The sequence below is a fragment of the Alteromonas sp. KUL150 genome, assembly GCF_009811475.1.
In the GTDB taxonomy this organism is placed as follows: Bacteria; Pseudomonadota; Gammaproteobacteria; order Enterobacterales; family Alteromonadaceae; genus Alteromonas; species Alteromonas gracilis.
This window is the reverse complement of the sequence record NZ_BLIJ01000021.1, coordinates 101,148-113,806: the sequence shown is the minus strand read 5'-3', so window position 1 is coordinate 113,806 and position 12,659 is coordinate 101,148. Positions and strand designations below refer to the sequence as shown.

At 43.5% G+C, this 12,659-nt stretch carries 12 protein-coding genes and 1 other RNA gene; 7 read left to right on the top strand and 6 right to left on the bottom strand.

Annotated features, from left to right (window positions below):
- Window positions 1-3: 3 nt before the first annotated feature.
- Both pepP and GVO62_RS04535 read right to left on the bottom strand, forming a co-directional pair.
- The gene (pepP, locus tag GVO62_RS04540) at window positions 4-1,317 is read right to left on the bottom strand and encodes a Xaa-Pro aminopeptidase (protein WP_159117922.1); all 1,314 of its coding nucleotides are present in this window, start codon (window positions 1,315-1,317) and stop codon (window positions 4-6) included.
- Between the two features lie 83 nt (window positions 1,318-1,400).
- On the bottom strand, window positions 1,401-1,967 hold the full coding sequence (locus tag GVO62_RS04535; RefSeq protein WP_105929674.1) for a UPF0149 family protein: 567 nt from the start codon (window positions 1,965-1,967) through the stop codon (window positions 1,401-1,403).
- 534 nt (window positions 1,968-2,501) lie between these two features.
- On the opposite strand from GVO62_RS04535, the gene ssrS reads away from it, so the two are divergent.
- The 7 genes from ssrS to serA all read left to right on the top strand — a co-directional run bounded on the left by ssrS (window position 2,502) and on the right by serA (window position 9,333).
- Window positions 2,502-2,684: non-coding RNA, 6S RNA (ssrS, locus tag GVO62_RS04530), on the top strand.
- Between the two features lie 21 nt (window positions 2,685-2,705).
- Window positions 2,706-3,602, top strand: a complete 897-nt coding sequence (locus GVO62_RS04525) for a ribokinase (RefSeq protein ID WP_105929673.1) — start codon at window positions 2,706-2,708, stop codon at window positions 3,600-3,602.
- 22 nt (window positions 3,603-3,624) lie between these two features.
- The gene (locus GVO62_RS04520) at window positions 3,625-4,566 is read left to right on the top strand and encodes a nucleoside hydrolase (RefSeq protein ID WP_105929635.1); all 942 of its coding nucleotides are present in this window, start codon (window positions 3,625-3,627) and stop codon (window positions 4,564-4,566) included.
- Window positions 4,567-4,626: 60 nt separating this feature from the next.
- The gene (locus GVO62_RS04515; RefSeq protein ID WP_159117921.1) at window positions 4,627-6,255 is read left to right on the top strand and encodes a hybrid sensor histidine kinase/response regulator; all 1,629 of its coding nucleotides are present in this window, start codon (window positions 4,627-4,629) and stop codon (window positions 6,253-6,255) included.
- 99 nt (window positions 6,256-6,354) lie between these two features.
- Window positions 6,355-6,975, top strand: a complete 621-nt coding sequence (locus tag GVO62_RS04510) for a 5-formyltetrahydrofolate cyclo-ligase (RefSeq protein WP_236547063.1) — start codon at window positions 6,355-6,357, stop codon at window positions 6,973-6,975.
- Between the two features lie 90 nt (window positions 6,976-7,065).
- Complete coding sequence (rpiA, locus tag GVO62_RS04505; RefSeq protein ID WP_105929672.1) at window positions 7,066-7,722, top strand: ribose-5-phosphate isomerase RpiA; 657 nt, start codon at window positions 7,066-7,068, stop codon at window positions 7,720-7,722.
- A 381-nt stretch (window positions 7,723-8,103) separates the two neighbouring features.
- Window positions 8,104-9,333: a phosphoglycerate dehydrogenase gene (gene serA / locus GVO62_RS04500; protein WP_159117919.1), complete on the top strand. Its 1,230-nt coding sequence runs from the start codon at window positions 8,104-8,106 to the stop codon at window positions 9,331-9,333.
- A 153-nt stretch (window positions 9,334-9,486) separates the two neighbouring features.
- On the opposite strand, the gene GVO62_RS04495 is transcribed toward serA, so the two are convergent.
- The 4 genes from GVO62_RS04495 to GVO62_RS04480 form a co-directional block, all read right to left on the bottom strand.
- Window positions 9,487-10,233, bottom strand: a complete 747-nt coding sequence (locus GVO62_RS04495; protein ID WP_159117918.1) for a DUF481 domain-containing protein — start codon at window positions 10,231-10,233, stop codon at window positions 9,487-9,489.
- Window positions 10,234-10,447: 214 nt separating this feature from the next.
- Window positions 10,448-11,248 carry a DUF481 domain-containing protein gene (locus GVO62_RS04490; protein WP_159117917.1) on the bottom strand — a complete coding sequence of 267 codons (801 nt, stop codon included), beginning with the start codon at window positions 11,246-11,248 and terminating at the stop codon, window positions 10,448-10,450.
- Between the two features lie 132 nt (window positions 11,249-11,380).
- Window positions 11,381-12,205, bottom strand: a complete 825-nt coding sequence (locus tag GVO62_RS04485; RefSeq protein ID WP_159117916.1) for an HDOD domain-containing protein — start codon at window positions 12,203-12,205, stop codon at window positions 11,381-11,383.
- Between the two features lie 36 nt (window positions 12,206-12,241).
- Window positions 12,242-12,523, bottom strand: coding sequence for a DUF1289 domain-containing protein (locus tag GVO62_RS04480; RefSeq protein WP_159117915.1), 282 nt, complete (start codon window positions 12,521-12,523; stop codon window positions 12,242-12,244).
- Window positions 12,524-12,659: the final 136 nt, after the last annotated feature.

The following is a 12,659-nucleotide window of genomic DNA, read 5'->3' as shown; positions in this document are numbered from 1 at the left end:
CTTTCAACTTTTTTTCATAAGCGCTTCGATTTCTTCGATTTCTTTGGGCACATCTGAGGTGAGCACATCCACGCCAGTGGCGGTGATAACCACATCGTCCTCAATACGAATACCGATACCCTTATATTTATCTGGCGCATCGCTGTCTCGACTTATGTAAATGCCGGGCTCAACGGTGATAACCATACCTGGCTTCAGTGGACGATCTTCGCCTTCAATCTTATAGTTACCTACATCGTGTACATCAAGCCCGAGGAAATGCCCCAAGCCATGCATATAAAATTGTCGCCAGCTCTCGCTTTGTAGGTTCTCAGCTACACTACCTTCCAATATGTCGAGGTCAACTAAACCCTGAGTAATAATCTCGGCGCTGTGTAACATCGCTTCAGAAAGCGTTACACCAGGCGCAAGCATATCTAACACACTTTTTTGCGCTTTTAGCACAACGCTGTAAATGTCTCGTTGAGCCTGGCTAAAAGTACCATTCGCCGGAAAAGTGCGAGTAATGTCGGCAGCATAGCCTTGATACTCTGCGCCAGCATCGATCAAGATCAAATCACCATCATTTACTTGCGCATTATTCTGTACGTAATGTAAAACACAGGCGTTCTCGCCGCTTCCTACTATGGTACTGTAGGCGGATGAGCGTGCGCCGGCCATTGCGAACTCATGATGAATTTCTGCTTCTAACTGGTATTCAAAACAGCCCGGCGCTGCAAACTGCATTGCACGTTTGTGAGCGCGCGCGGTGATTTCTCCCGCCGCCTTCATCACGGCAACTTCACAGGCAGATTTGAACAAACGCATTTCGTGCAAAATAGGGCGAAAATCGTGTATTGCTCGTGGTGCAAGAGACTCTTTGGGCGCATCTCGTAAGGTATTTAACGCCTCAGTGATTAACTTGTCGTGTGCTTCGTTATGACCTAATCCAAAATAAAGGTTATCTTGCCCTTGAATTGACGCCAACAATGCCTCTTCAAGTTCTTGAAGTTCAAAAGCTTCATCTAAACTAAAACGAGACAAAGCCGCTTCAGCCCCAAGGCGCTTCCCCTGCCAAATTTCGGCGCTTTTGTCTTTGTCTTGCACCACCATCGCTCGGTAACTTTCACCATAGCGTGAATGGTTAGATAATATTAGCCATGCATTCGGCTCTTCAAACCCAGTTAAATACCAAAAATCGCTGTCTTGCCTAAAGGTATACTCGGTATCTCGACTGCGTGTGACTAATCCAGCTGCCGGCACAATACATACACTGTTAGGTCCACACTGAGCCAGTAGCCTGTCCTGTCTGGCAATAAACTCTTGCGCACTAATCATAAACGAGAAAACCCTGAGTAAGTGACTTGAATGACCTGAACTAAGTAACTAATAAAAAGGCTACTTTTTCCGATAGTAATTATTTAGTGTACGGATGGCGTGTCTTGTTGATCATCTAACAGTGATTGACCAAGTTCGCTGAAGCATAAAATAGCAGAGACTTTTACGTATTCTTCCACTTCGAACAATGCCTTTTCCGACTCTTCATCTGCGTCCATGGGCTCTTCCATACGAGAGATATCAGAGAAATCCTCTAGGGCCTCTTTTACATCTTCTGAGCATTGCATCAAATCTTGTTGATGAAGTCCAAACCCTAACATAAACCCTTGAACCCAATTGATAAGAGCAGCACCACGATCATTGATAGGCGCGTGGTCTTCGGGAAGCAATAAGTTCAATGCAAACTCCGGCTCAAGCAATTGTTGGCAGGTTTGATTAAAAAGCGCATTCAGAAGGTGCTCGGTTTGGTCGTCGAAGCTTTCCCCTTGATTAATGGTTTCACTCAACGCTTCTTGCCATTTTAGATCAGTGAGAGACATTCCCCCGCAAAGCATGCCGCACAGAATGCCGTGGACTTCGGCTCCGTCTACTATGATGCCTTGCTGAGTCAATTTATTACTTACACTGTCGTAATCGAGCTGTTTTTCCACGGTTCTTTCTCTTCGTTTGAAATGAGTTGAGATTAACGCACCATTGTTACGTGGCCCATATCTCTTGATGGTGGTAATACTAGCAAAAATCAATCTATAAAGCCTACCTTTGGCAATGTTGCTGTCATGGAATAGCAGTGCCAGCAAAACGTCGTACACGCTTTGCACAATCACTTACGACACTTGTTTATTCGGTGCTCAAACAAACTTAATTTGTGTTTGTTTATCAAAATTAAAAAGCGGTATGGGTAGCAACACTGCATGATTTCATCTAAGATCAGTGTCGTTGGATAAGGATTTCCTTTCGCACAGCGTTTCAAACTGTCTTTTAGTCTGTTATTTCCTGAATTAGCTGTTTGGTTATTATTGAGCTTAACTAATATGCGTGTATAATTGCTGACCAATTGGTCAAGAAAAGTAATATTTTTTTACCGCTTTTATAATCACCACGCAAAATAGTTATAAAGCGCTTTAGGTGATCCTCTTCACTGGATCTCGCGTTTGATATACCCTGTTGCGTTAATACAACAACAATGTTTCCTGGGATGTTTGCTAGTTCATTCATGTCCCTGGCCGATGCTTTAAACCAAGGAAGTTGAAACAGCTGCTATTGTGCAAGCTCGACACGTATCGAGAAGCCTACGGCAATTGTGATACTTCCGCCCTGAACTTTTCGGTTCACGGGCGAAACATGGACAGCGGCATTCTGGGAAGCGCCCTCTTTCGACGGAAGAAGAAATGGCAATAATAAATTTTGGCTCTATAAATATTGACCACGTTTATCAGGTAGATCACTTTGTTCAACCTGGTGAAACATTAGCTTCAACCCATTACCAAACCTTGTTAGGCGGTAAGGGTGCAAACCAGTCCATAGCTCTAGCGCAAGCAGGTGCAGACGTTCGACACGTCGGCAGCATTCACGAGAACGACGCCTCATTTAAACAAGCACTTATTAAAAAAGGTGTGGATTGTCGTGGCGTAAAGTGTTCCGAAGTCCCTTCTGGTCACGCAATTATTCAAGTTACCCCTAGCGGCGAAAATGCCATCGTACTTTTTGGTGGTGCAAACCAAACCATAGATGCGAAAACCGTAATGCAGGCGCTAGACGACACACGCCCTTCAGACTGGGTGCTTACTCAAAACGAAACGAGCAGTATTGAAGAAGTACTTCGCCAAGCTAAAGAGAAGCAGCTTAAAGTGGCTTTTAACCCTGCCCCTATGAGCGAGTCGGTCAAACAATTACCACTCGACTGCGTAGATTTACTTATTGTAAATGAAACAGAAGCAGCTGCGATTACGGGTAAAGAAGAACTTGAAGATATTGTGACCGTATTTAAAGAACAATGGTCACATTGTGAGGTTATAATTACGCTAGGAAAAGCAGGCGTAATGATGCTTCGTAAAAGCGACGTTATTGAAGTTAAAGCGTTCTCTGTTGACGCTGTCGACACTACCGCAGCGGGTGATACCTTCATAGGGTATTTCCTTTCAGCTTATTGTAATCATACTGATGCAAAACAAGCATTACGCCGTGGCTGTGCAGCTTCTGCAATTGCAGTAACGCGAGAAGGTGCCGCGCAAAGTATTCCAACACAAAAAGAAGTGGATCGTTTCTTAGCGAAACACGCCAATTAGCAAGACGCATTGAGATAATTTGATGACACATAAAATCATATTAGATACAGATCCGGGCATTGATGATGCGATGGCGATATTCTTCGCATTTCAATCACCAGATATTGAAGTCCTAGGTTTAACCACTGTTTTTGGTAATGTTCCAGTAACTATGGCGGCACAAAACGCGCTAACTCTGTGCGAAATTGCCGGTAAAGACATTCCTGTTACCAAAGGTGTTGGTATGCCTTGGGTAGGTCCAGAATCTACTTACGCTCACTTTGTACATGGTGAGTACGGCTTTGGACATATTAAGCCAGAAGCGCCTAAAACTGAGTTAGACCCGCGTAGCTCAGCCCAGTTCATCGTAGATATGGCCCGCAAGTATCCAGGCGAGATTACTATTGTCGCTATAGGTCCACTTGGCAATCTAGCACTTGCTTTGCGTCTTGAACCTGAACTGCCGAAGTTAGTGAAAGGCGTCAGTATTATGGGCGGCGCCGCATTTGTACCTGGCAACGTCACCCCTGTTGCTGAAGCCAATATTTGGAACGACGCAAACGCTGCTGAAATCGTATTTGCTGCAGACTGGGAACTGACCATGTTCGGTCTTGACGTGACTAACTTCACACCTTTCTCACCTGAGTTCGTAGAAAAACTTGAAGATAAAAACAATACCCTTGGTGGGTTTGTTAAAGAAAGTGCACAGTTCTACATGGACTTCTACTCACAGAACCGTGAAGACCGCGTTTGTTTCTTCCATGATGCATTCCCTATTGCACATCTTCGTCACCCTGAGCTGTTTGAACTGACAGAAGGTCATGTTCGCGTTGGTACAGGCACGCTAGATAGAGGGCAAACCGTTGTGGCTCCAAAAGGAACGACGCCTAGCCCGCTGTGGAATGAGGCAAATACCATCAAAGTTGCAACTAAAGTTGACCATCAAAAATTGGAACAATTATTCATAGATACCTATGCTCTATGATATCTTTAAGGGATTGTTTATATACAATCCCTTTTTATTTAAGCGTTAGGTAAAATCTCTATGGAAGTGGCGCCACTCCCCAAAAACGAAGATGAACGTTTAGCGGAGCTATTAAGCTACGATGTCCTCGACACTGAAGCCGAAATACTGTTCGATGAATTAACCGCGCTTGCCTCACAGATATGTGAAACTCCTATCGCCCTTATCAGCTTAATCGACCCAAATAGACAGTGGTTTAAATCGAGGGTGGGCCTTGATGCCGAAGAAACGTCAAGAGAAATAGCGTTTTGTTCCCATGCTATTTTGCAAAAAGACGTGTTTGAAATTCCCAATGCTACCCTAGACAAACGATTCCACGACAATCCCTTAGTGACAGGTGCGCCGGATATACGTTTTTATGCAGGGGCACCACTTATTACTCCGTCGGGTCATGCTATAGGGACTTTGTGTGCAATAGACAAGAAACCTCGCCAACTAACCGATGCTCAAAAAGCTTCACTTCAAACCTTAAGCAAATCGGTAGTGGCACATCTTGAACTTAAGCGAAAGAACAGAGAACTTGAGCGAACCAGCCAATTCAAATCTGATTTCTTGTCTTACATAAGCCACGAAATTAGAACACCGCTTAACGCTATCAATACATTCAGCCACCTACTTGAAAGTGAAGCAAATAAACTGAATCTGCCTAGCACTTTCTCTACGCCTTTATCACATGTATCGCAAAGTGGCGAAAGGCTTCTGGAAATTGTTAATTCTGTCTTAGATATTAACCAGATAGAAGCAGGTAAAATGCGGGTAATGCCACGAACTGTCCGCTTAAACGACTTTTTCACTCACTTATTTTCCCTCACTAAAATTCGCGCGGAAGAAAGCGGTGTCGTATTTAGCACGTCAAGTGAGGCAGCGCTGCCTGAATCTCTATTTTTTGATGACACTAAGTTCGGTCAGGTTGCGCTTAACATACTATCTAACGCAATAAAGTTTACGGCAAAGGATAAATCTGTAAAAGCGCAGGTGAAATACAAAAACGGTAAATTAATTTTTAACGTGATTGATCAAGGTATTGGAATGAGTGAAGAGGACCAGGAGCGACTGTTCACCCCCTTTGAGCGAATGGAAAATGCCCGCAAGATAAGCGGGACGGGTTTAGGCCTTAATATATCAAAGCGCCTTGTCGAATTAATGGACGGCTCAATTAAGGTGAGTAGTAAGTTAAATGCAGGGACACGGGTTAGCGTTTCAATACCCGCCGACTTAATCGGTACTTCTGAGCCCTTTGAATCATCCCCGCGAAGTCTGGTGGCGCAATTAGATATTGATAAATCAGCTAATGTGCTTGTTGTTGAAGATCACTACATTAACCAAGTGGTAATCCAAACATTTTTTGAAAAGTTAGGCGTTCAATTTGCCATTGTGAGTACCGGTGAGGAAGGCGTTGAATATGCAAAGTCTCACCCTGCTGAACTTGTTCTTATGGACTTAAACTTACCGGGTATTCAAGGTGATGAAGCGACAGCTCAAATAAAAAGATTGAGGCCTGAGCTTCCAATTGTAGCCTTAACTGCAGATGTTATTACGAAGCCCGATTATCTTCGAGAAAAAGGCCTAGATGATGTATTAACAAAGCCTATTAACAGTGATGAGCTTATTCGCGTACTCAATCACTTTTTAGCAAAAGAAAAGCAGTAAAATGACAGCGACTAAAGAACGGCTCAAATTGCCAGGTTTACTGCATACGCCCTATAGTTAAATACAAAACCACATTAGAACATGGTCTCAGAACAAATATTGAAATCGCGCACCGCCTTGAGAAAAGAGCTTCGAGAAGCGCGTCGCGCGTTAAGCGCAGTTCAACAGGAAGAGGCCGCACGTGGTATAGCTGAGCAACTACATCAGTTGCCCTTATTAAAACACGCTCGCAATATAGCCGGTTATCTAGTAAACGATGGCGAAGTCGATCTCGGCCCCTATATTGCCTCGCAGTGGCAGAGCACCCCTTCAAAACAGTTTGCGCTGCCCGTACTTCACCCCGTTTGCAAAGGTCACTTACTCTTTCTTTTTTACTCCAGCCATACTGCACTGGTGAAGAACAAGTATAAAATCAAAGAGCCTGCACTATCCTGTCAAAACGTACTTCCAACGTCACAATGTGACGTTATTCTTATGCCTTTGGTTGGATTTGATATTAAGGGAAACCGACTAGGCATGGGGGGCGGTTACTATGACAGAACACTAGCGTTTACCCAAACCAAACGGCACTCTCGAGATCAACTATGCCCCAAAAATCCAAAGCTTGTCGGTATTGCTCACGATATCCAAGAGGTTAAATCATTACCTATTGCACCTTGGGACGTGCCGTTAGACGCCATTGTCACGCCTACTAGGACGTTAATTTTCAACAACACTTAATACCCACGATATCAAAATGTGATGACTTATATGTGGGAGCGTTTACGCATATACGTTACACTGCCAAAAACGATAAGCCGGAGAATGACCATGGATCAGAACGCAAAGAAACAAGCCGTAGCCAAAGCAGCCATCGACTATGTTGAGTCTGACAGCATAGTGGGTGTGGGTACAGGTTCTACCGTCAACTTCTTCATTGAAGAACTTGGCAAGATAAAGCATAAAATTGAAGGTGCAGTGTCAAGCTCAGAAGCCTCGACCGAGCGCTTAAAAGCACTTGGTATTGAAGTATTTGAACTTAATGAAGTAAGCAATTTATCTGTTTATATCGATGGAGCAGATGAAGTTACTGAACATAAGCATATGATCAAAGGTGGTGGCGCCGCACTCACTCGCGAAAAAATTGTTGCAGGTGCAGCCACGACTTTTGTCTGTATTGTTGATGAAAGTAAGCGTGTGCCAGTACTGGGCTCCTTCCCACTCCCGGTTGAAGTTATTCCTATGGCTCGCTCTTTTGTTGCTCGCGAGTTGGTCAAACTGGGCGGAGACCCTGAGTATCGTCAAGGCGTTGTGACCGATAATGGTAACGTTATTTTAGACGTGCACAATCTCGAGATATTAAACCCTCGCGAGCTAGAGCAGAAAATTAATAACATTCCAGGTGTAGTAACCAACGGAATTTTTGCGCTGCGCGGTGCTGACATTGTGCTTAGTGCAACGGAAAGTGGCGTCGAAACTTTTAAGTAAACACCATTTGAAATGAGCAAAAAACTTCTATGCAGGTAATGCAGCTAATTACTTTTTTGCGTATATGCAACACCTGCGGTGAAAAGCTAAACAAAAACTGCTTTTAACTTTATACGTTTTCTGTTAATTTCCGTTTGGACGTCTAGATGTCTTTTAAAGAAAGTAGGTATTCTTGTTCCTCGAAGCCATTGGCTTCGACCAAAAACAAAACCGACGGAATTAAAAGCGTGGTGGCGCTAGATTTCAGACCAAAAACAGCTTCGATACGTGAAACGAGAAATACTAAGCTGCAATACCGTTAGAAGCCTTTAACAAACGTCTGAAGCACGTGTTTTAGTGATTCAAGTAAACCAAATTACATCAGTGAGAGATAGCGAGTTCATGAGCAAAGTTTCATTAGAGAAGGATAAGATCCGAATTTTGTTGTTAGAAGGTGTTCACCAGAGTGCCTTAGAAACACTTCAAAGCAATGGGTATAGCAACATTGAATTTCTCAAGACCTCTCTTCCAGAAGATGAGTTAATCGAGAAAATCAAAGACGCTCACTTTGTAGGTATTCGCTCGCGCACGCAAATTACAGAGAAAGTGGTTGATGCTGCGCAAAAGCTAGTGGCCATTGGCTGTTTCTGTATTGGCACAAACCAGGTTGATCTTGAAGCGACACAGCGCCGCGGCATCCCAGTATTTAATGCGCCATTCTCGAACACACGTTCAGTAGCAGAATTAGTGCTTGGACAAATTATTCTTCTACTTCGCCAAGTACCTAGCAAAAACGCGAAAGCACACCGTGGAGAATGGGAAAAAACGGCCGTTGGCTCATATGAAGCGCGTGGTAAGACATTAGGCATCATTGGTTATGGCCACATTGGAACGCAGCTTAGTATTCTTGCTGAACACCTTGGTATGCGCGTTCAATTTTTCGATATTGAAGACAAACTTGTATTAGGTAACTCGGCTCAAGTGAAGTCACTAGAAAAGCTACTTAACACATCTGATGTTGTATCGCTGCATGTTCCTGAAACGCCTCAAACTCAAGACATGATTGGCGAAAAAGAGCTGTCACAAATGAAAAAAGGCAGCATTCTTATTAACGCATCTCGTGGTACTGTGGTTGATATTGATGCGCTTGCAAAGGCACTGGAGAGCGGACAACTCAACGGCGCGGCAATTGACGTATTCCCTGTTGAGCCGAAATCTAATACGGAAGAATTTGAATCGCCACTTCGCGCGTTCGATAATGTCATTCTTACTCCTCACGTAGGTGGAAGCACGCAGGAAGCACAAGAAAATATCGGTATAGAAGTCGCTGGAAAACTCGCGAAATACAGCGACAACGGCTCTACGCTGTCGGCAGTTAACTTCCCTGAAGTTTCGTTACCGGAACATACGGGTCGTTCGCGCCTGCTTCATGTACACAAAAACCAGCCTGGTATTCTTACTCAAATTAACCAAGCATTTGCAGAGAAAGGCATCAACATCGAAGCTCAGTATCTACAAACAAATTCAGAAATCGGTTACGTGGTTGTTGATGTACAAGAAGACCGCGGCTATGAAGCCCTCGCTGAACTACAACAAATTGACGGTACAATCAAAACACGTATTCTTCACTAGAAACGATAGCAACAACACCTTGATGGGACATCTACTGCAAGATGTCTTTTACAAAAAAACGCTGCATGTTATGCAGCGTTTTTTTGAATTTTCATATCTAAAGGCATTGAAAGACAGCTCATTTTTAACTGCCTTTGTACCCTCAAATCTGGCTTAAAAGAAATTGTAAACCAGGCTTACTGCGGTCTCTGTATCTAACTTCTCAACATCGTCTTCAACATTAGTGTTGTGATCAAGTTTGAAAGACAAACGCATGGATAGGTTGCCACTAATCGTTGCGGTAAGCGCTGATTCTGCGCGAGATTTAGTATTGTCAGAACCTACTTCCGTACTCACTGTTTGTGTGAACTTAGCGGTATCTGAAATTTTCCACGAATAGGCTGAAGATGCACGAACAATAACGCTATCTAAGTTTTCACCGTCTTGTGTTTCAATAAACGAGTAACCAGGACCGATTGAGTATTCAAGGGTATGGCGTTTATTCTCTAATACCTTTTGGTTCCAACCAGCAGCGATAGTAGATTGGTAATTAAAGTTACTGAAACGGTCGTCTTCGTATGATGCAAAGCCGAATAAACGATTATCTGGGTTTTCTAACTTGTAGTTACCTTGTGCTGAACCGAAGAACTTTTGTGCTGACGTGAATTCAATATCTTCTCCATCATCACCTTCTACTGTCTCTTGCTTGTAAAGACCTTTAAGAACGTAATCGTTACTCCAACTTTCAAGCTCCTGATGCGCTTGAATACCTGCACTGATTGACGTGGTTTCAGTGTTACCTGAGGTTGATATGAAGCCCAATTCACCTTCCATTGTAAAAGGCTTAACTTCATCATCTTGAGCGAAAACGGCTGGAGAAAGAGAAACTGCAATTAAAGATGCAAGCACTTGCTTTTTCATTGAACAATCCTATTGATTATCGGTCCATTAGTCGTACACGACACCTTTGGTACTGCAAGGCGGTACAACGCGAATTTTAACGTAGTCTGTTAGAAGGCATTGCAAAGTAGCAGCTACCATTATCGATGTGCTGCGCAGTTTACATTTTCATCCTTTCTAGTCAATGCGGAATAGACAAAAAGCCGGTTTCACTAGCGAAATTTAAACTAATTACCTAAAAAAACTGGTACACCAAGGCAACTGATGTCTCCGTGCTGAGCGCAGCGACGTCTTCTGGCGTGTCGGTTTCGTGACTTAATATAAATGACAATTTCATTGCTAATGAACCGAACACGTTCGCGGAAAGCGAGGTTTCGGAGCGAGATTTGGTATTCTCTTCACCTGCTTCAGTGCTTACAAACTGCCTTAGTTTGGCACCCGAACTCCAATGGTATTTATACTCAGCTGAAGCGCGCACAATAATGCCGTCATTTATAAGGCTATCGTTATCTTCCTCTGCCTCAATGAAGGTGTAACCTGGCCCCACGCTATAGCGAAATTCACTGTCTTCGTTGCGCCAAACGCGCTGCGACCAACCCGCCGCCAGCGAGGCTCGATGGTCGTATCCGGTAAATTTGTCATCTTCAAGATCGCCATACATGAAAAGACGGCGACCAGGGGTTAGAAGTTTATAGTCGAATTGGGCACTGGTATAAAATCGCTGAGCACTGATATCACGCTGCGTATTCGCTCTTCCGCTCTCCTTGTAAAGCAGTTCAGCAAAATAAACACTGCTCCAGTTTTCAGTTTCATGATCAGCATTCACCGCTGCTTTCACACTGGCAGCAGATGTATTACCGGTGTTAACTAATACACCAAGCTCGCCATCGAGAGTAAAACGGGGAATTTCATCGTCAGTGTCAGGAGTAAAGTCGGCATGATAGAGCGTTTCGATTAGATCTCTGGCCTTTACTGAAGCGCACACGCTTAAAAAGAAAACAGCAATAGCTATGCTTAGCAGGATTTTCATGAACATAATCTGATTTACGTTAAGCTTTTATAGTTCTTAGATTACGTCTTAAAACGACGCTTGTTATTCCAATCCTATGGAGAGCTTTCAACGTTCTTGCAGTATATCGATGAAGTAACGGGGTTTTATTATTAAAGCTCAGTTAATAAGTGAAGCAATTTTTGCTGTTTCTTGCTCAGCGTAATCAATTGAATTACTTATTACTTCCATGTCGAGACTTAACGTATTGGCTATTTCTGGCGTAAAAAGTTCAATATTTGCGTAATTTTCTTTATCTAGCTGACTAAACGTTATTCGATTAGCCAATGCCAGCACACAAACATCCACGTCAGACGCGTACTTCGCCTCATCATTCATGAAGGATACAGGGTAGTACAAGCCAATAGGTAAGTGCCAATTTTCGAGTATGATACCGCTGCATTGCGCAAACGTAAAACCGAAATGCGTTAACTGGTCAATATGTGGTAATTCTTCCTTTTCAGCATTCTGATAATTGTAGTAACGCTGAGGCTCTTTCTTTGCCACTACCAATTCGCTTAGGTTTTGAAGAATACCCATAACAAAGAAACGTTCCGCGCCGCGAACATTAAGTCGCATTGCAAGGCTTTTCGCGAGCATGCCGCAGTAAACCGATTGATACCAATGTTTATCTAGTTTAATAAGAATATTGTCAAAGTGCTTGAAAGCCGTTGTGGCCGTTTCAGCCATGACCAAATTGTAAAGCGCTTCTCCACCGATAACGCTTATGGCTTTTGACACTGTCTCAATTTGGGATGGGAAACGAAATAAAGAGCTGTTCGCTAAACGCAGTACTTTAGCAGTTAGCGACGCGTCTGCACTGATAAGCTGACCGATATCTTCAGCGCTAGAACGGGGGTCGTCAAGCGTAGCACGCAGCCTCACGCAAATATCGGGCAACGTAAATGATTTCGCGGCAAAGGCAACATACTTATCTAACGACATGTATTAAATCTCAGTCTCTTTTAATTTTTAACTTATCTATGACGGCGAATCGAACAAGGGGTACTGTTGTTCCCTCTCCTCGCCTTGCTCAACTTGGGCCTTACGCTTCTTAGCCAGTACGGCTTTTTTGCGCCGTACACATGCACTGATTATTTTCCGTTTGGTAGCGTCATCTACCTTAAGCCAATAAAGACGCTCATCCCGGCTTCGAAAACATCCTTTACAAAAACCTCGTGGACCAGACTCACAGACACCAACACAGGGGCTAGGAATTTCAAAAAATTCCAGTTGCTGAGCGTGCGTTTTTGGGTCTGTCATCTCAGACGTTCCACCTTCTTAGTAGCAGGCTTTAGATAGTACGGCACTGACAAGGATTAAACCCCATTAGCATGCATCAAACCAGTAGACATTAGCAGTAAGTTAAGTAAATATTTTATTAAACAAACACAAAAAG

Excerpts from the sequence above, each read along its gene's own strand:
- pepP (WP_159117922.1), bottom strand. The coding sequence starts at position 1,317 with ATGATTAGTGCGCAAGAGTTTATTGCCAGACAGGACAGGCTACTGGCT.
- GVO62_RS04525 (WP_105929673.1), top strand. The coding sequence starts at position 2,706 with ATGGCAATAATAAATTTTGGCTCTATAAATATTGACCACGTTTATCAG.
- GVO62_RS04520 (WP_105929635.1), top strand. The coding sequence starts at position 3,625 with ATGACACATAAAATCATATTAGATACAGATCCGGGCATTGATGATGCG.
- GVO62_RS04515 (WP_159117921.1), top strand. The coding sequence starts at position 4,627 with ATGGAAGTGGCGCCACTCCCCAAAAACGAAGATGAACGTTTAGCGGAG.
- rpiA (WP_105929672.1), top strand. The coding sequence starts at position 7,066 with ATGGATCAGAACGCAAAGAAACAAGCCGTAGCCAAAGCAGCCATCGAC.
- serA (WP_159117919.1), top strand. The coding sequence starts at position 8,104 with ATGAGCAAAGTTTCATTAGAGAAGGATAAGATCCGAATTTTGTTGTTA.
- GVO62_RS04495 (WP_159117918.1), bottom strand. The coding sequence starts at position 10,233 with ATGAAAAAGCAAGTGCTTGCATCTTTAATTGCAGTTTCTCTTTCTCCA.
- GVO62_RS04490 (WP_159117917.1), bottom strand. The coding sequence starts at position 11,248 with ATGTTCATGAAAATCCTGCTAAGCATAGCTATTGCTGTTTTCTTTTTA.
- GVO62_RS04485 (WP_159117916.1), bottom strand. The coding sequence starts at position 12,205 with ATGTCGTTAGATAAGTATGTTGCCTTTGCCGCGAAATCATTTACGTTG.
- GVO62_RS04480 (WP_159117915.1), bottom strand. The coding sequence starts at position 12,523 with ATGACAGACCCAAAAACGCACGCTCAGCAACTGGAATTTTTTGAAATT.